This is a genomic window from Aureisphaera galaxeae (genome assembly GCF_028561275.1).
Lineage (GTDB): Bacteria > Bacteroidota > Bacteroidia > Flavobacteriales > Flavobacteriaceae > Aureisphaera > Aureisphaera galaxeae.
Genome location: NZ_JAQQTF010000002.1, coordinates 98,329 through 118,128, shown reverse-complemented (window position 1 = coordinate 118,128; position 19,800 = coordinate 98,329). Strand labels below are relative to the sequence as shown.

General features: G+C 40.2%; 10 protein-coding genes. 5 read left to right on the top strand and 5 right to left on the bottom strand.

Features of this window, described 5'->3' with window-relative positions:
- The first annotated feature begins 23 nt into the window (after positions 1 to 23).
- Positions 24 to 737, top strand: a complete 714-nt coding sequence (locus tag POV27_RS00450; protein ID WP_272860753.1) for a CPBP family intramembrane glutamic endopeptidase — start codon at positions 24 to 26, stop codon at positions 735 to 737.
- A gap of 52 nt (positions 738 to 789) precedes the next feature.
- Here the strand turns inward: POV27_RS00450 and POV27_RS00445 are convergent, their stop codons facing one another.
- Positions 790 to 3,015 (bottom strand): TonB-dependent receptor, encoded by a 2,226-nt coding sequence (locus tag POV27_RS00445; protein WP_272860752.1) that lies wholly within the window; start codon positions 3,013 to 3,015, stop codon positions 790 to 792.
- Between the two features lie 364 nt (positions 3,016 to 3,379).
- Between POV27_RS00445 and POV27_RS00440 the strand changes: the two genes are divergently transcribed.
- Together POV27_RS00440 and POV27_RS00435 are read left to right on the top strand one after the other, a co-directional pair.
- Positions 3,380 to 4,120 carry a LytTR family DNA-binding domain-containing protein gene (locus POV27_RS00440; RefSeq protein ID WP_272860751.1) on the top strand — a complete coding sequence of 247 codons (741 nt, stop codon included), beginning with the start codon at positions 3,380 to 3,382 and terminating at the stop codon, positions 4,118 to 4,120.
- Between the two features lie 145 nt (positions 4,121 to 4,265).
- On the top strand, positions 4,266 to 6,353 hold the full coding sequence (locus POV27_RS00435) for a DUF2306 domain-containing protein (RefSeq protein ID WP_272860750.1): 2,088 nt from the start codon (positions 4,266 to 4,268) through the stop codon (positions 6,351 to 6,353).
- A 168-nt stretch (positions 6,354 to 6,521) separates the two neighbouring features.
- Here POV27_RS00435 and POV27_RS00430 read toward each other — a convergent pair whose 3' ends face one another.
- Together POV27_RS00430 and POV27_RS00425 are read right to left on the bottom strand one after the other, a co-directional pair.
- Positions 6,522 to 10,598 (bottom strand): DUF6443 domain-containing protein, encoded by a 4,077-nt coding sequence (locus POV27_RS00430; RefSeq protein WP_272860749.1) that lies wholly within the window; start codon positions 10,596 to 10,598, stop codon positions 6,522 to 6,524.
- Positions 10,599 to 10,650: 52 nt separating this feature from the next.
- Positions 10,651 to 14,958: a hypothetical protein gene (locus POV27_RS00425; RefSeq protein WP_272860748.1), complete on the bottom strand. Its 4,308-nt coding sequence runs from the start codon at positions 14,956 to 14,958 to the stop codon at positions 10,651 to 10,653.
- Positions 14,959 to 15,179: 221 nt separating this feature from the next.
- Between POV27_RS00425 and POV27_RS00420 the strand changes: the two genes are divergently transcribed.
- Positions 15,180 to 17,042, top strand: coding sequence for a tetratricopeptide repeat-containing sensor histidine kinase (locus POV27_RS00420; RefSeq protein WP_272860747.1), 1,863 nt, complete (start codon positions 15,180 to 15,182; stop codon positions 17,040 to 17,042).
- Positions 17,035 to 17,775, top strand: coding sequence for a LytR/AlgR family response regulator transcription factor (locus POV27_RS00415; protein WP_272860746.1), 741 nt, complete (start codon positions 17,035 to 17,037; stop codon positions 17,773 to 17,775). Before POV27_RS00420 ends, POV27_RS00415 begins: the two co-directional genes overlap by 8 nt.
- A gap of 97 nt (positions 17,776 to 17,872) precedes the next feature.
- Here POV27_RS00415 and POV27_RS00410 read toward each other — a convergent pair whose 3' ends face one another.
- Entirely contained in the window at positions 17,873 to 18,700 is an 828-nt protein-coding gene (locus POV27_RS00410; protein WP_272860745.1) for a LytR/AlgR family response regulator transcription factor, read from the bottom strand.
- A complete protein-coding gene (locus POV27_RS00405) occupies positions 18,693 to 19,775 on the bottom strand; it encodes a sensor histidine kinase (protein WP_272860744.1) in 1,083 nt (360 codons plus the stop codon). Before POV27_RS00405 ends, POV27_RS00410 begins: the two co-directional genes overlap by 8 nt.
- Between the last annotated feature and the right edge of the window lie 25 nt (positions 19,776 to 19,800).

The following is a 19,800-nucleotide window of genomic DNA, read 5'->3' as shown; positions in this document are numbered from 1 at the left end:
AAATCAAACTAAATACACTTACAATGTTAGGATTACTAGTTATTCTATTAATCTCATGGGGGCTTCTGTTCCTAGTTGAGAAAAAAAATCTTGGAGCCATAGGCATTGCTCCTACCCCCAAGCATCTCGCTCAGTTTTTAGCAGGTTTTGCAATCATTGTTATCTTTTGCTCCATATTGGTCTATATTGAAACCGTACTAAAAGCCGTACAGTGGGAATCTAAAGGATTTCACACAAAGGTTCTTTTCAAGGCGTTTATCTACCATATAAAATCAGCACTAACCGAGGACCTTGTCTTTAGAGGAGCCTTACTATATGTTCTCATTAAAAGATTGGGGCACCGATGGGCCATTTTTCTTTCCGCTTTATGTTTTGGTGTTTATCATGTGTTTTCCTATGGAATTACAACAGAAAGATGGGTTCTAATAGGGTACGTTATTTTAATCACCGGGGTTACCGGATACGTATGGGCTTATGCTTTCTACAAAACTAAATCCATATATATTGGTCTGGGACTACATCTAGGTTATAACCTACTTATGTCGTGTTTCTACGAATCGCAACCTTATGGAGAGCTCCTTTTTGGAGAATTAGCCAAAACGGATCTTTCGGAGCCTTATGAAACTTACTATGCTTTTTTTAGAGGCCTATTTCCCTCAGTAATGACACTGTTAGTCTTAATACTGCTAAACAGATCGAGATTAATATTATCCAAAAACAAATCTGAACAAGAATGAAGTTCATCTTGAAAAAATTCCTAGTTGTGGATTCCGAGGGTCAGAAATACAATCAAAAACGTACAGAAACTTTTCCTCTAATATAAAACGGTGATCCTGGGGTAAAGTGAATTTCCTCCACAGGTTCGGATTCATTGAACAACCGACTTTCTGTGGCAAATTGGGTCTCGTTCCATGCGGTATCAAAAATGTTTTCCACGATCAAACTAACCGTCCAATTACCGAAGTTGTAATTAACATTGGCATCGGTTACCAGATACCCTTCGGCCACAATGGAATTGTCCTCATTGGCTGGGCGATCATCGATATACCGGTAATTGATTCCACCAGAAAACCCACGCTTACCATCAATTACGAGACCTCCTATTGAGGTAAGTTTTGGCGCCAAAGGAATAAAATCCATCCCATCTTGCTCCTCGGTACTTCTGGCATGGGTATAGTTGGCATCGGCGTACAAGTATAACCAGTCTGTAGCTTGATAGCGACCACCCAATTCAAATCCCAATCGCCTACTTCTGCCACTGGGTTCCACAATTCCAGCATCGCCAACATAAACGAACTCTTGCTCCGAAAATAACGACCAAAGGGTGGCGTTTAGAACCAACCGATCCGTCGGCTTCAAAATGGTGCCCAAATCAACTCCATAGGCCGCAGGAAGGGTCTTCTCTCCTCCATTCGCGGTCACTACTCTCGCATCATTGGAATGAAAGCCTATACCGGTCTTCAAAAAGAACTGCGTTCCCGGTGCGGGACTATAAATGGTATTGAACTTGGGACTAAAGGCAACCTTTTCCTCGCTTCGGTTATCGTATGACTCACTCAATTTGTCCACATAGTCAAACTTAAAATAGTCCAATCGTAACACGGGATTAAAGCTAAAATCTCCAGATTTAAAATTAGCACTTACAAAGCCATTCGCGTTTACCTGATCAACATCTCCAAAGGCCAAACGCTCCAAAACGGTTTGACGGTTGAGCGTCCGGGAAAGTTGATTATTATCCACATTATCGTAACGAAAACCAATACCCGCCTCATAGTCAAAGTCAAGTTTCCCCAGTGAAACATTGTCATTTTTGAATACGGTATTGGCCCCCATGAGTAGTCTTTCCTCAAACTGGCGAATTTGGTCTCCATTTTCGGGATCCTCCAAAAAGAAGGTGAAGTTTGAAAAGAGATCAAATTCATAACGGGATGCATAGGCCGATGTTTCCAAAGTTTTTCCCTTGCTAAGTCTTTTGTGATGGTTTACAGCCAGATTGGTACGGCTGGTCTCTCCTCCTTCGGTGTCGTCTATGGCTCCAAAGCGACCAATGATACCTTGATCCACCGCTCGTTGGGGTATTTGACCAGAAGCGTCCCACTTACTTTGAAAATGAGATGCCGTTATTGATAGCTCTTGATCGCCCGGCACACTAAAAAGATACCGTCCCATAAGATTGAATCGATTGAAATTCTGAGGGGATTCGAACGGGCCATCAGTTAAATAAAGTTCGGAGGCTACATAGGCCGAACTCTTCTCCTCTTCAAGCAAATTAAACATCCCCACGAATCGTCGGGTACCGAACTGTCCCATTTCAGACGAAATAAGATTGTTGTCAATCTGCTTCTTTAGTTTCAAATCAACAAATCCGGCAGTGTTGAAATCTCCTTGATCTGCATAGTACGGGCCTTTGCCAAAATTGATGTTCTTCAAGGTTTCCGGAATCACAAAATGAAGATCGGCATAACCCTGACCATGAGCATGCGACACCATATTAACGGGCATACCCTCAACGCTTATAGCTACGTCGGTACCATGGTCCACATCGAAACCACGCAAGAAGATTTGTTCGGCTTTACCACCACCTGCATGTTGTCCTATAAATAGGCCTGGGACTTTTCTCAGCATTTCCTGGGATGATTTCACAGGATTCACCTGAACGTCGGCTTCCACAATTTTACTCAACACATCCACTTTAGAGACCAATACCACCTGCTCTAGTGATACAGAGGCCCGCTGCAATGTTACTGTAACAGGATTCTTCAAATTTTCAGTCGAGATCATTAGGGTATGAGTGGTATGGCCCAAGAGTGAAAAATAGACGGTGTCATTGACGCTGGTTTGGGGGAGCGAAAAACTACCATTACCGTTGGTATGGCTGTGCTCTCCATTATTCTTATTGAATATGCCGACATCTTCCAACGCAATGCCGTCTTGGTCCATAACGGTTCCCTCTAGGGTTTGTGAATTAGCATTGTGCAAGACCAAAAAGACCAAAATAGGTATAAAATATTTCATTGTTTTTTATCGAAAATGATGTTCCAACTACAGTGAAATTAAATTTTACGCTATTCGATGGATAGAAAAATAAAGTGGCCAAAAGTAGGACAAGATTTTGATATTCTCTACTCATTTAACAACATGAAAACTTAATTGTTCTTCTACACTTACGTAAAATCCCTTAGAATGGTTTTAGGCTTCTTTGAAGATTTGACTATGGATGACTAATTTTAAAGAAAGAAGGTCTCATGAAGCCTGTAAATAATGATGAAAAGGTTCAATTTCAGTTAGGGCAACAACACGGTAGAGGAAAGTCTCTTATCAAAAAAATATGTCTTAGTTTTGCATTCGAAATCTTCTAAATTTTCATACGAAAAAGTACATGAAAACCCTAAATCCATCTATAAAGCATCACCTCATTATTGGGATATTTATCAGTATTTGGAGCTTTCTCTTTTCTTTTTTTTCAAGACCTTTCGAGCATGGCACTATGGATACTAAGGTTTGGATACTGGTGAGTGTTGGATATAGCCTCATAGGATTTATTTCGTATGCCATAGTGAGCTTCTTTCAAAAATATCTCTTTCAAAAATTGAACCGATGGGGAGTGCTTTATGAAGTGAGCATCTACGTGCTTTTTTATGTGCTATATACAACAATCACATATGGCTATTATAGAAGTCCAATAATTAGGGGGATTTATGATTTCCCTACATATTTCCTGAAAATTATAGTCAATGTTTTCTTGATTCTAACTCCTATTCTCTTCTTCATTAGGAGGTATTCTATTAAACTCATTCCGCCAGCTAAAGACGATATCACCATCAAAGGGGAGAATAAATTGGACGTTCTAAAAATTAAACAATCGGAACTTATTTGTATTTCCAATTCCCAAAATTATGTCGAGATCTTCTATGTGGAAAACAATGAACTTAAATCGAAACTAATTCGGAGTTCGCTGAAAAAAATGCAAACCGATTTTGATTTCCTACTTCAGGTACACCGTTCTCATTTAATAAATCCGGCACACTTCAAATCTTGGAAAGACTCCACTACTATTTCACTCACTCAAATGGAACTCCCTGTTTCCAAAAATTACAAATCGCAGCTATTATCGTTGTGATTTTCGTACCTAAAACACGTTGTTTTATACCAAAAACATACAATGCAACCTAAAACAGCTGCCTTTATACCTTCCCTTTAAAAATAGGCTTTGAGACGTTCTGATGATGCTACTTTTACCAGCATCAATCAAAAAAAACATCTCAATGAAAAATTTAGCTTGGATCATTTTTGGAGGCTTATGTATAGTCATTAGTTTCTATCCCATACAATACCTTTTGGCCGACGAACCGGTTGCATTATTACGATCGAAATCACCCGAATTACTCAATAGCGCCTTATATCAGATTACCTTCTACTTGCATATTACCTTCGGGGGGATTGCCCTATTAATTGGTTGGTTGCAATTCAGCAAGAAATTAAGAAGGAAATACATGAACCTCCACAGGGCTATCGGAAAAATCTATGTGCTCTCTGTTTTGATAAGTGGAATTCCCGGATTCTATATCGCACTTCACGCCACAGGAGGGCTTTCACCCAAATTAGGATTCTCCATTGGAGCCGTCTTTTGGATCATTCTTACCTATTTAGGATATACCACCGTGAGAAAAGGAAATATAGAGGCCCATAGAAAATTTATGATCTATAGTTATGCAGGCACGTTCGGTGCGGTTACTTTACGATTATGGTTGCCACTTCTAATCCTGATTTTCGGTGAATTTGTGAAAGCCTATCAGATGGTCGCCTGGCTAAGCTGGATACCAAACTTGGCGGTGGCATACCTCATCATTCACAAACGAGACGCTCTTGCTTCTATGTACAGAAAGTATAGAATCAAGAGAGTTATCATAGCCACAATTGCAATAGCACTTATGACTACTGCCATTTCCTGTTTAAGTCCACAAACTTGGTTCTATAAAAGTCCGTCCCATGAAGGTGTATCATTCGAGAAAGAGAAATCTTTGGCAAACTCGAGCTTCACTGCGGAAAAGCTGAATGAAATAGGGGCGTATCTCGAGGATGAGTCCGAAACAACGAGCATGATTGTTGTAGAAAACGGAAAGGTCGTATACGAATACGGGGATGTTTCCGAAGTGAGTTATAACGCATCCGTTAGGAAAAGTATCCTAGCCATCTTATACGGCAAATACGTATCCAATGGCACCATCGATCTAAATGAATCCATTGGCGATCTGGGCATCGATGAAGACGATGGTTTATTGCCTATAGAAAAAGAGGCCACTGTCGACCACATTATAACCTCCAGATCTGGCGTATTTCACATCCCTGCCAATGGTGGTTATGATACCCCCAATATAAAGGAAAGAGGAAGTGTAAAGCCCGGCGAATACTTTGTGTATAACAACTGGGATTTCAATGTTGCCGGGCATATTTTGGAGGAAAAATCGGGAAATACAATATATGAGGAACTAGAACAGCAATTGGCCATTCCTCTAGGATTTCAAGATTGGCATATCGAAAACCAAAAAAGGACCGTGAATGAAAAGAAGTCGAGATACTCTGCCTATCACATGCATCTTTCCACCAGGGACATGGCAAAAATTGGACAACTCATGTTACAGGAAGGCTCATGGAAAGGTGAGCAACTAGTGGCTAAGGATTGGATTAAAAAAATCACCACAGCTGTAACCCCAGCCGATACGGTGAATAAAAGATATGGAAGGGATGTTTCGACGCCCATGCAGCAGTCGTATGGTTATATGTGGTGGCCCTTTGAACGCTTTTATGATAACCCAGACTTTGAAGGAGCATACACCGCCAGCGGGGCGATGGGGCAGTACATTACCGTAATTCCAAAAAGAAATGTGGTCATAGTGCACAAAACCACCGTTGATCTGCTTACGCTTCTTAATTTTTCAAGTCGAAGTGCCACCCCGCATTGGCGCTACTGGTGGATATTGAGAAATCTAATGTTGAATAGAAAAAGTATTTCCGAATTATCCAATCATAAATCGACCGATGAAATTATAGAATTCATTAGGGAAGAGTATGATAAAGATTCGGAATACGCTATTTCGGAACGTTTGATCAATGAATACGGTTTAGAGCTCTCCGATAAAGAAAATTGTGAAGAGGCCATGAAGTTTTTTAAACTGAATATGGAACTATATCCTCAAGGCTATTACACACATCGCACCTTCAATTATTATGGGGATTGCCTGAAGAAACAAGGAAGAAATGATGAGGCTATTGAAGCCTTTGAAAAATCTTTGGAATTCGATCCGTACAATTCGCATGCAAAGGAATCGCTGTTGCAGCTGGTGGGTGGCTGATACAACGGAAAGCATTAAAATCCGGCCATTTTGGCCGGATTTTTTGTGTAAAGTCAATACTTCTAGCCTTGGAATATTTGTCGGAAAAAATGAAAGTAATTCATTAAGGTCTTTACTGATCCTATGTTGATCATTTTAGAGTGAATATTTCCTACTACTATTAAGTGATCATTGTTGTATATCCTTGTTCTTTTGAAGTTCAATCACAGATTTATGATTAACCATTTTAGGATTGTTAATGATTTCTCTTCTTTTATTGATTTCATCTGTTTTCTTAAGTATTTCATTGGATAGGCTGTCAATTAACTCCAAATTTCTTGCTTTTCTCTTGGCAACTTTAATTTCGACGAAGCCAGTTCTAGCACCCGCGACAATTTCTGAAATGGCTCCAGTAATCGTGGGGTCAGAATGGTGTCCTTCAAATACCCCTGCCTCTCGTTGAAGTTCAAATTGTGAAATGGCTTTTTCTGCAACTCTATCAAGGGAGTCATTTTGTTGGTAAAGATCTGTAATTAACTGTGCATCAGCATTTATTCCATTTACAGCTTTTTCAATCCCTCTCTGATTTATCGATATAATTTCCGCTTCTTCCACCTGGTCTGGTATTGCGATAACATCTCCTACCTCAACATTTGATTTAATCTTTCCATCTTTGCCGATGTAGTTGGCGCCAAGTTGGCCTTGAACAAGTGCGTTTGCCTCCTCCAATGAAATTCCCGCTTCCATAGCTAAAGAAGCTGCACTATCGCCAGCTTCAGCCGTGTAAGTCCCATCGCCATTCTTTATCCAATCCGCCGCCATATTCCCAAGGGGCGCCATCCCATCGGGGTCCATAAAATAGATAGGGTTGTCAAACGCATAATTATAGGGACTGTGTCTTCGCATTTCCTCCGCCAATGGATCAATGTTCATCCATCTACCCAAAGCGGGATCATAATTGCGCGCCGCAATATCATACCAATCTAGGTCCAGTTCCTCCTGAAACTCCTTCCCTCCAAACTTCCTTTGCTGGGCGAAAGAGTTTCCAAGCCCATTTTGGGAGTCGTTATACCCCCAATGCCGTAACCCAAAAGGGAAATAGTTCGATTCTTCAATGATTTCGTTCGCAGGATCAATACTTCCATCGGTATTGTCGTCTATATAAGACAACCGAACATTGCCCAAATGGTCTTTATATTGATAGGCATACTTGAACTGAGAATAGGTCGTCTCGCCTCCGGTTGGGGAGACCACTGGAGTCGGGGCCACATATCCCTCTGGTTGGGTAATGAACTGCAATGTTGACACCCCCGATTGATCATTATATATAAAACCTCCCGCATATTGAGTAGTTATGATACCGTTGTCGACAAGTGTTTTGCTCATCTTAGTCCCATTGGCATCATACACATAATCTATCCTAGGTTCAAGATTGACTGGGTCGAAATGTACGGAAGTAGGTAGATTTAAATGATTGTAAACAATGGTCGCGATCCCCTTGTTCAAATCACTTTTCATATTTCCATTACTATCATACGAGTAATCTGACTTTGCAAGCGGAGAGGTGTCATCTTTAAACAAGAGATCCTTGTGGGTAGCTGTGCTGTTCTCATCCACCCGCAGCAGTTGATTTCCGCTGTAGGTATAAGAAAGGTCATCGTATAATTGGCTGGTGTATTTTCCACTTCGCTTTAACTGCTTTATATTTCCATTTTGATCATAACTAACTCCCCAGAGATTATAGGTATGTTCTGGATCCACAACTTCCAAGTCGTTACCCGTTCTGTTCCGAGCTTTTATAATGCGATTTAGGTCATCGTATAAATAGGCGTAGGTTCGCTTGCTATTGTCCGTATTCGCTGTTTTCCAAATGGTTTGTGCAATGTTCCCATTGTACAAAGGATCAAAGGGATCTGGGGTGCTATTCGTGCTAAGTGAGGCCCCTTCGATAGAAGTATAATTAATGCGAAAATTGAACAGATCTAAAGGAGCAATTTCTCCTATAATGAGATCATTTACATTATTAATATCTGTAAGCCATCCTCGAATATTGTATCTATAATCTACCTTTTGAAGAAACTTTGTGATATCGCTAGAAGCGTATAATTCGAAGTCTTGAACGGATGAATCGGCAGACCGGAATGACAGATCCCCTACGAAAGATTCGGGTGAAACTATTTGCGAATAGACGGCAATTTCAGTGTCATTATGGATATACTTTATATAGAAACCATCCCACTCTATCGCAAAGGTGTCGTTGGCACTATACACCGTAGTAAACAGAACATCCAAGCCTCCTGTAGAAGGATTCCTGGCGTATCCCCTAAAAATGGGTGTTTGGTTACCATTTACAAAGAAGTACATGAAATAGTCTAAATCTCCCACTCCAGGACTGGTATTGCTTTCGCTTAAACCCAAACGCATGTATCGTCCTTCATGAGGCACCATAAAACGAACCCCTCCATTAAAATCGAGCACCCCTTGAGTGGCCAGACCAGCGTTATACGAATCGGTAGGGTCTGTTTTGTAAATGAGTCCTGTTGGAGAGACATTGACATGAACCTCATCCGTATATCCCAACTCAAAAAGTTGACCTCCGACCTTTTTGTTGGCCAATTGCCCATACTCGTCATATTGGTTACTAGCAATAAGCTCTAGGGCGCGGTTGTCTGTTTCCTGTAAATGTGTAAGCAAACGACCTCTGTGATCGTACGAAAAGTAATCCTTTATACTAATGGTAGCGTTTCCGTCTTTGGCATGGGTAGTCGTAGATGTTTCTACATTTCCCGTAAAGTCAAGCCTCGACTCTACAACATCGATGGTTTCTAGGAACTCATTTTGCTTGGCAGTATAGATGATGCGTCCTTTATCATCATATCCCATTAGCTCTGTTATCCAATGATTGGTGTCCAACACCTTTATTTTTGAAATCGTAGGAAGTCCCTTGGTATTTGCCGCTGGGACCACTCCATACACCTGAAGGGGCAACGAAAGATCACCTAAAGGAATAGGGTCATAGGTGTCAAAATAATCGATGGTAAGTACTTCCAATTGAGAAGTGTTATTGGGGAATGCATTATTGGAATAATACACGGGTACCCCCCCGAAATCTGTAAAGGAGCTGGCCCTAGTTTCATTAGGGTTCTGCGAAGCATTCACTGCGGCTTGCAACACGGACCGGGAATCGCTGCTCGCATATATTCCCGTATATATCGCTCTATTGAAATCGTCATACTTCGTAAACAACCATTTGTTCATGGATCTCTGGTTGACATCTTGGGTCAATACCACCCGATCCAGTTTATCGTAAACAATATGCTCCCACCCTTTTCCGGGTAATTTCTTCTCAATTAGGCGATTTCTTTCATCATATTTATACTGGTAGGCAAAGTCACCCAAAATCTGAGCAGCATTAATTGCCATACTGCTGTTCTCCACGATGTCTTTTGATGCCATAGGAGGCAATACGAAAGTAAGATTCCCAAAGTCATCATAGATATAATAGGTATTTAGAATGAGCTGGGTATACCCATCGAAATTGAAAGTTCGCTTCAACAGCACCTGTCCCAACTGGTTTGTAAATTCGACTGTAGTTCGATTGTTTCCATCGGACGGTTTCCAGTTCTCATCTTTAACAATGGTTTCGAACAATTCGCCACTTCCAAACCATCCGTCGAAAGCAAGTACGGGAGCCACCGTTAAGCCCCCGGCAAAGTCAACATCGAACTTATAGATGTTTTCTTCAAAGTTTACATCGTATACATATTTTATAGTATGATCATTGTCTGTAGTATCCACCACCCAATCCATGCCAGGAGCCCCTTGTTCTTGCAGTCTGTTTAATGGGGAATTTTCAAAAACGGATTCAGAATACGGATTAATCATTCCGCTTCCATCACTATCGCTAGAAAATTTGCTTAGGTACTGAGGTGCCAATAGATTAACAACATTGGGAACCCACGCCCCATCGTTGTTTAGGTTGGGATTGGCATACGGCAAAAACTCCTTACGCTGCCTTCCCAATGCATCGTATGTTATTGGGGTTACTAGATCTTGTCGGTTGCCTCCTTCCCGTAACGCAATGGTCTGTTTGGGTCTTCCCAAGCCATCGTGATAGGTAATTGATTCTATTTTGGAATTATCGGCCACATTCCCATCGGGTGTCTCCACCCGATACGTGGTGCTCTTTACATAGTTTTCGTCGCTGGTTTGCGCCAGGGACAAAAACGAAACTGAAAGAAAAAGAGTTACGATTATATATTTCATAATAATTTGATTCTGTGGTTACAAAAATTTAAGACAAACGTTTCTATAGGCATCAGTTTTCGCAAAGAGTGATATGACGCAGGGAGGATCTTTGCGTATGCTCTAAACTGGTATCCTTTACTTCGCATATTACCTCTAGTCCTCTTACCGATTGCGAAGCACAATCGAAATTGTACGACCAAGTAGGGTCTGTAGAATATGGGGTAAATTTCTCCCCTTTAATTTTCCATCTATATGTTACATTCCCAGAACCCCCATAAGGAAAGGCCTCATAAATGTATGTTATCGCATTGCCTATGGATTGACTTTGGGTTTGAGCGATCGATAAGCGCAAAGGCTCGAAGGCATGATCCCCATTTGTAATCTGTGTCTGATGAACCAAGGTCTCGTTAAGGGACAATTCATTGATGATTTCCTGTGATACCACGGTATTTGTATGATGCGGATCCACTATTTGATTGGCATTAATGAAGCCATTTCCAGTGCCGACAATAGATTGATCACAAATCCCGTATCCCAAAGCATCCTCTCCTTGGGTAAGCAATAGATCAGCGTTGATATTGTATTCATTCTTCTGTAGTAAATCGCCATTATTGTCGTATACATATTCCAGGCGATTTTGCGAATCGTATGAGAAAAATTGACCATCGCCATTAGGAGCGGTAATACTGGTAACACCCACTAATGGATCGTACGTGTATGTAGTTATCAGTGCATGCTGAAGATTGGGGTCCGTTCGCAATGAATTGAGCGTATTTCTCAAAATTTGCTCAGCACATCCCCCACCGTTTAAACAGGAATCATTGTCATTTTGGGATTGAGTGTTTACAGAGGATTGGATAAAACCGATATCATCGTAAGTAGCATTCTCTACTTTGGCCACAACGTACTGGTTGTCGTAACCCCATATATAACTCACGGGACTGCCGTCTTCTTTTCGAGACTGAAGCAACCTCCCATAGCCATTGTATTTTTCATACAACCCATTAACATATAAGCTATTATTCCCTTTGGCGAATTTAGAATCGACCACTCGGGTATTACCGGAAGTACTCGTATTATTCGCAAAACCATACCTATTGGTTCCTAGTTTAGTACTGTTGCGGAAGGACTCAGATTGTACCATTTGCGACATCTGTTTTTCTTGAAACAGATTCGACACCCCTGGCATTCCCTGAACTTCTGGGCTGTAGGGATAGTAGAACTTTGAAATCTGAAATTCTCCATCGTGAACCTCCACTTCGGATGATGCTAAGTTTTGATTGAAATCGTCATAGGTGTAATATGAATCCGTATAAATTTCACCCGAATCATGATATTCTACACTTTGTGAATACGTGAGTAATGATTTCCTAGAATAAGATGGAGGAATTTGATAGGTGATATATGTTTGGTGATTCTCTATCCAAGGAGCATCATTCTGACCTGGTTCGGGAGCTTCATAAGTGTCCGACCAAAAATTGGCAAATAGCTGATCCTTCGGATTAATGCCCAATGAGGTATATTCATTAAAAATCGATTTTTGCAAGACATTAGAACAGTCATAGTAGAATTCATTAATAACACTTCCATTGATATGGGCATAACTGTTTTTTGGATGCATCCCCAATAGATGTGCATTCCTAACTTCTATTTCCGTCTCATGTTCATTACCCCCAGCATATGGATTATACCAATAAAGAAGACTAAAGGTATCTTTGAGGTATTTACTGGGTTCGTTAAAATAACTTCTATCTATTTTGGAAAGGATATTGTCGTCCTTGTCCAATGCGCTTTCGCTTACATACGAATAACCCACATGCGATCCCTGAGCACTCGGATCCATTCTAATGGTTGGGTTCGAAGCAATTGATACTCCGACGATATTATTTGCGGGCCCAGGATATACAGGGTTATAGGAATGAAACCCAATTCCCTTGGTGTGGTATATAATGTCGTTCATTAATTTACCAGAGCTTGAGACCGCCTCACTGGTTTGCGGAAGTTCGTAGTGAAAGGATTTCTTATTTATGAACTCACTTTGATTGCCAAAATTGGTGATACTCTTAATTCTAGCTCCGCCCACCTCGAAAGCCTCGACAAGGGTTGGAAAATTGGGATCATTAGGATCTATATCGAATTCATATAAAGTATAACTTGCTGGATTAATATAAACATTCGGAGCTCCGATCGGTGTGACTGGAATTCTTAAACGATATTCTCCTGGTGGAATAATTACCGTAGCATCGCCAGGTTGCGAATTGCCACTACTGGGTTCCAAGCCAAGCCAATCGCCATAGTAAAATAAGGGATACCTAATCGTTGGATCGATAACATTTTCAATGTATATTTTCTCAACATCGTACCAGTCTTCGGGATTAGCTCCCCAATTAATCAGATAAAGATCTCCCGATCCTTCCACAAAACTTGTATGGGTTACGGTAAATACCTGATTGTTCGATAAAGGGGTTTCTATGATGTTCGCATTGTTTATGTCAAACCGATTGTTGAAAAAATTGTATAGTGGATCTGCAGCGTTCTTTAGGTATTGATAGTTGAACTTATATTTGTTTTCATCCGATAAATTGGTCCATCGCATTACATCGCTATCATTGCCTTGAAAATATTCGGTAACCACATAGGGAAGAGGCGCATCTACTAAGGCAGTATTGGCCTCATAGGTCAATTCGGTATATCCACCCGTTGGATAGTTAATCTTAGTAAGGTTTCCCTTATTACCAAAGGTAAAGTTGGCTCCCCTATCCGCACCATTTAACTTGTAGTAGATATGCCCAAGGTTAAAGTTTCCTGGAAGTTCATTTTGTGTTTGAGAAACCCCAAATCTCCCAATGCTCGGCACGTTGGAGTTGTTTCCGGCACCATTGTAAAAACCCCAGAAGTCGGTATCTAGCGTTCCTTTCTCCGGCAGGCTGTTAGGGGACGCATAAGTGAACGAATATGCTTTGTCGAACATAGTCACCGCGTCCAATTTCAATCTTAAAAACTTGGCCTCATCAGACATATTTAACTTGTGATCGTTGTAATACGACTGATTAAAATTCATGGTCTTTACTTCGTTCCCATTATAGTCCTTGAGACTCAAAGACGCCAAGCGTCGGGATTTCAGATTGTATGCCGGAGAATCTGCTCCATGCCTTTCGTTTATAGCATTTGTACCACTTGTTTTGGTATAGAAAACAAAAACAGGATTAAAGGTGCCTGGAAAAATAGCCTTAAGATCATTCCCGTTTAGCAAGTCTTTACGATCATCAACAGAGTTAAAAATGAGTTCTCCAAAATCTCCTTCGATCTTGGTCAAATAATTTGAATGAATTATGGACATATTGGCGGTAAACTCGGTATCGTTTTCATCGTATGTTTTTGCTATATGGTCTCCAGAGTGATTGGTATACGCCTCTTCAAACCCTACGGTTCCTGAGTACAGGGGGTAGGTAAAGTGGGCGCCTTCTTGATAGAAAAAATCTACGGTTCGCTGGGTTGGGGTAATAATTTTATTAATTAGCCACCCGGTAACTGATGTATTGTCACTTTGATTGTTATCGTCTTTTAACCCAGAAATCGTTTCTTCTTTAACATTCGAAGTAGCATGGTCAGGCTCGCTCGATCGGGAAGAACTTATGGAGGCAGCATAATCCTTCGTAGTAAAAATGAAGGTATATCCCCTATCATCTTCGATAGTAAATGATTGATTTATGAGATCATACTCAATCACCGCATAATTATTATTAAGTACGTGTCCTGTGATGATATTAGATCCCCCAATCCGCTTGTTAAGGATAAATTTGTAATCCGTTCCAAAGAGAGAGACTTGGTAGATATCTGGTTGTGTATCGGGATGCAGATGCGGGGCCGTCCAAGAACCACCATTTCCATAGGCGGTATGTACCCTTATAATGTCGGCTAAAGGAACATAGGGGCTACTTTCACTAGGCTCGATGACTTCAATATCGGTAAAAACCCTAGCTGAAATTTCCGAACTACCGCCATTTATTACCTCATTTTCGTTTAAATCATCATTGCCGTAAATTTCCCTGGTAATAACTGCATTCGCACTAAGCGACCAATTCATTCCTACCCAACTGGCCTCAGAATTAGCCCGAATCCCTCCAGAATCATAGGTCAACTGTATGGGTATGGTTAAATCCTCTAACGTGATGGCATAGAAAGGAATGGAAAAATTTACTTTACCGTTATAGGGATTGTTAGAAATCTCCCCGTAGTTTCCGAGACTACTTGCCTCAGGACTCTTGGGGATGTTTTCCTTGATGTAAGCAACATCGTTTATTTCCTGACTGAAAGCAGTTTGGGAATAACATAAGAAAACTAAAAAACCGAAGATTGATACTATACGTTTATTCATTACAATTTTATTTTTTGAGTTTGGAAAGAGAAATAACTGCTCATTAAAAGTATGCTGCAAAACCCTGATATGGAATGCCCAACATATAGTTACACCCGGTTTTTATATAAGTCCCCTTACATTTTACATAAGTGTAATTGGTGCATCAGTTCAAAAGGGAGGTAACTGAGTGTCATCTTTCAAAAGACTACGGATTGTTTGAATTTTTATATGTTTGATAAATGGATAAATTTTCCTGGATACTCTTACTATTAATTTCCCTGATAGCTTCATGTGATGGAAAAAAAAGCGTGTGGAGCAATGAGGAAATTTCCGCGATGTATCAAGATTTTAAGGAGGTAGAAAATGGGAATATGAACGATTCTCTTTTTGAAGCACTTAAAGAAATTGATTCCTCTATAATAAACAATCCGAACATTTCAGATTCTGTAAAGGCATATAGCGGCTATCTAAAAGGAAGGTACTTCAGGGATAAAGGCGACAATAATAAGGCCGCTACCTTTTTCCTTGAGGCAACGAACTTAGTCCAAGACTCCATGAAACCAGGGGAAGGGGACTATTTTTACTGGGCGTATGAAACCTTCTATGAGCTCGAACGATATGGGGATTGTAAAGTAATCTATGAAAGACTAAAATCCTTAGCGGAAGCCGAAAAGAACTATAGAGCCATGGTTTGGGCCTATACCTTTGAATCGAGGATCTACCAAAGGCAGGGAGATTATGAAAAGGTGCTGGAAGTTGAAAAAAAAAGAAAACTGATTTCTAAAAAGTACGACACGGCCAGTCTAAATAGTGCATTTTTAGGTGAGATAAGAATACGGTATCATTATTTGAATGACAAGGAAGGGGCTTATAAGATCCTCGACAGTTTGGTTTCCCAAAGCCATAGAATAACCAATCACTACAATAGACAGATTTTCAATAGTTATGGAGCTTACCTTTATTACGACGGAGACTATAAAAAGGCCATAACATATTACAAAAGAGCATTAGAGTTTGAGAAAAAAAATTCTGATTATTATACTAGGCCCAAGGACCTTGCCATGAAATACAGCAATATTGCAGAGGCCTATATAGAACTCGGTGATTTTGAAATGGCCCAAGCTTACTTGGACACAGTACGTGATTTTGGCCTATCCACATTGGGACGGGAAATTCAACGTCATTACCTGCAATACCAAATGCGACTAAACTTTAAATCCAATTCAGATATAAATCAGATTCTTGAAGATCTCGATACGTTAAATGCATATCAAAATACGGTATACGAGGACAAATATAACCGGGATTTGGAAGCCTTAAAAGTAGCCAATGAGAGGGAGAGAAACCTACAAGCTGAAAAATACTCGGCCGAATTCAAAAATTTTAGGCTCCAAATAATAATGTATTCAGCCATTGGCATTTTGCTGTTTCTCATTCTAATTATGTATCTATTTAACCGTCAGAAGCATTTCAAGTTAGAGCGGGAAAACCTCAATACCCGGCAACGCTTGTTAAGGGCACAAATGAACCCTCATTTTACCTTCAATACTTTATATGCCATTAAGGACCTTATACAAAAGGACCAAGACAAAGCATTGCAGTATATGTTGAAATTTTCGAAATTGTTACGGCGAATATTGGAGAACACAACCCATAATTATGTCCTTCTTGAAAAGGAATTGGAATCCTTGCGAGCGTATCTGGATCTCCAACAATTGGGATCCTCGATAAAGTTTGCATATGATATTAGATTGAACGGAATTGAAGAAGATATCATGTTTATACCTCCAATGATATTACAACCTTTGGTTGAAAATAGTATACAGCACGGTTTTTCTGGAATCAATTATCAAGGAAGAGCAACCATAACATTGTCCATGGAAGAGGAGTTTATTGCATGCGAAGTAGAGGACGATGGGCGTGGGATAGATGTAACCTCGCATACAAATCGCAAGTTGACTTCCACTCATTTAATTTCCGAATTTTTACACAAATCCACTAAAACCAAAATCAAAGTTTTAAACAAAAGTGACTTTTCGGAAGATGAAACTGGCGTTATTGTGAGATTCTTAATCCCTTATAAACTAACTGGAAATGATTAAAGCTTTAGTTATAGACGATAAGGACTTTGTTCGCAATGATGTTCGCGAAAAACTAGAACAGTTTTATCCCGCAGAAATAAGTCTTATTGGCGAAGCCGAAAATGTTGCGCAAGGCATTGATCTTATTGAGGAACTTGAACCTGATTTACTGTTTTTAGACATACAACTACCCGATGGAACAGGTTTCGATTTAATCGATAAATGCCACTCCAGAAATTTCGATGTTATTTTCGTAACAGGATTCGATTCCCACGCTGTTAAGGCTTTTAAGGTTGGGGCATTGGATTATCTCCTGAAGCCAATTGATGAAGAAGAATTTAAGAACGCAGTATCTAAGGCAATTAGCAGCAACACCAAGGAAGAACACTTTAAAAAATTGATCCAGGTATCAATGGATTATTTCAATAAAGTGGAAAAAAAACGCATCGTTCTGAAAACTTCCAATACGGTATACGTGGTCGAAGAGGATGACATCATATATTGCAAGTCGGATGGAAGCTACACAACCTTTTATGTACAAGAATCTGAAAAGATCATAATTTCCAAACCCATTAAGGCCATGGAAGAGCTTCTTTCTGAAGGTACGTTTATCCGCTGCCATCATTCCTACATCGTAAACAAAAATTATGTTTCCAGATATAACAAAAAAGGCACACTTTCATTGAAACAGAAAATTGAAGTTCCAGTTTCCGCCAGAAGGAAAGACCTTACCCTAAAACTGATCTTTAAATAAATCCTGAATGTTCCTAGCTCGCAAGAGGCACTGAAGTAAAAACCGTCATGAGTTAACCCACAACGCTAAGGCTCAAAAAAGGATTACCTATATCGCTTCAAGACCACTCCCCATCAAATCTCTCTACAAAATCGCTAAACCCGGCGCTATAGGACCTACTTACCTTACGTATTTCTCCATTGGTTAGGGTCAGTTCATATTCAGTGTTGCCGATAGAAACGACTTCTTTAATATATTGGGTGTTTACTATGGTAGATCGATGCACTCGCATAAATCGATCCTTGGGAAGTTTTAATTCCATTCGTTTCAAACTTTCCCTGATTAGGTAGGTTTCTGAAACCGTGTGAATCTTAATGTAGTAATCGAAAGCCTCGATCCATTCGATGTCCTTTAGATAAACAAAAACTATCTTTTTGTTCGAGGTCTTAATCACAATCCGCTCATCGAAACTGTTGGGAGTGCTTACGATATTGTGCAGGGTTTCCGCGCCCATTGTATGGTTTCTTATTTCCTTCAACAGTTTTTCCAGTTTCAGCGCATTCTCTTCCAGGGAATTGTTGGCAATGTTCTTTTTAGCAATTTCCAAAGCCTTGTGAAATCGTTCATCGGTGAAAGGTTTCAACAAATAATCCAAGGCATGGTACTCAAAAGCCTTCAATGCATATTGGTCGTAAGCAGTGACAAAAATGATTACGGGTCTTTTAGAATCGGGGATCGAGTTCAACACCTCAAAACCATCAATGCCTGGCATTTGGATGTCTAAAAAGACAAGCTGCACTTCATTATTGCTTAGAAACTCGATGGCTTGCAGTCCATCCTTGCACACCTCTGCAATTTCTATCATAGGATCATCCTGCAACAGACTAACAAGACCCTCCCTAGCCTTCTTTTCATCGTCGACAATTATGGTTTTAATCCTATGCATATATGGGAAAGTATAAAGAAACGGTTACGCCGTCATTTTCATTCTTTAGTTCCAATTTCGCAGTACCCTTATAAAGCTGTTTTAGTCTTTTTACAGTGTTCGTAAGGCCGATACCGCTATTGCTTTCAAGCGAGAATCCATCTTCAAGCAACGGACCGCTATTGAAAATGCTAACGACCAAAAATGAGTCTTTCCTAAAAGCCTTAACTACCAATTTGGAATGACCCAAAAAGTGTGAAATACCATGCTTAAAAGCATTTTCAACGATGGGCTGTAGTATCAGACTCGGCACCTTCTGGGTTTCCATTTCTTCGTCTATGTCGAAGGTGATACTTAGGTTATCTTCAAACCTAAGTTCTTCTATGTACAAGTACTTTTTCAAGAATTCCAATTCATCCTTGAGCGATATGAGTTGCCCCACCTCTCCCAATAGAGAAGTTCTTAGAAGATCGCTCAAACCAGAGATCATATCCACTGCCATGTCGTATTTCTTTGTCCGAATTAACATGGCAATCGTATTATGTGCATTGAATAGAAAATGGGGTTGCAACTGCATTTTTAAGGCTTGCAACTTAGATTGCGCTAACTGGGATTCCAACTGAGCCGCCTCTAAGGACTTTTCCCTATATTTTTTACTTAGCTCGATAATGTACATGATGATGAGTACCACCCAAGCGATGATTACGGCCTCGACATAATGAAACGTTATGATGCCTTTGAAGAAGTCCATAAAAGGACGCCTACCCTCGGGTTCAGTGAAGTACGTAATTACATAAAAAATAGACCAAGAAAGTATTGTCTTAACAATTCCAAAGCCAAGTCCAATAAAAACCAAATACACTATTCTTCGCCCTGTACGGAATCTAGCAGAAAACTTGAAAAGTGAGTAGACGGGAAAGGTTAATAGGATCCATAAAGGGAACCCTAGAAAGTAATAGTAATAAAGATATCCCAGGTCGGTGTAAGAGAAAACGGATTTCTTAAACACATCGATGATAAGGAACAAGAACCAAAAAAGTACGATGACGCCCCCTTTGGAGTACAGTAGTTTCTTTATCGTTTCAGTGGCGTTCACGAAAATAGGATCGGAGATAGTTTAA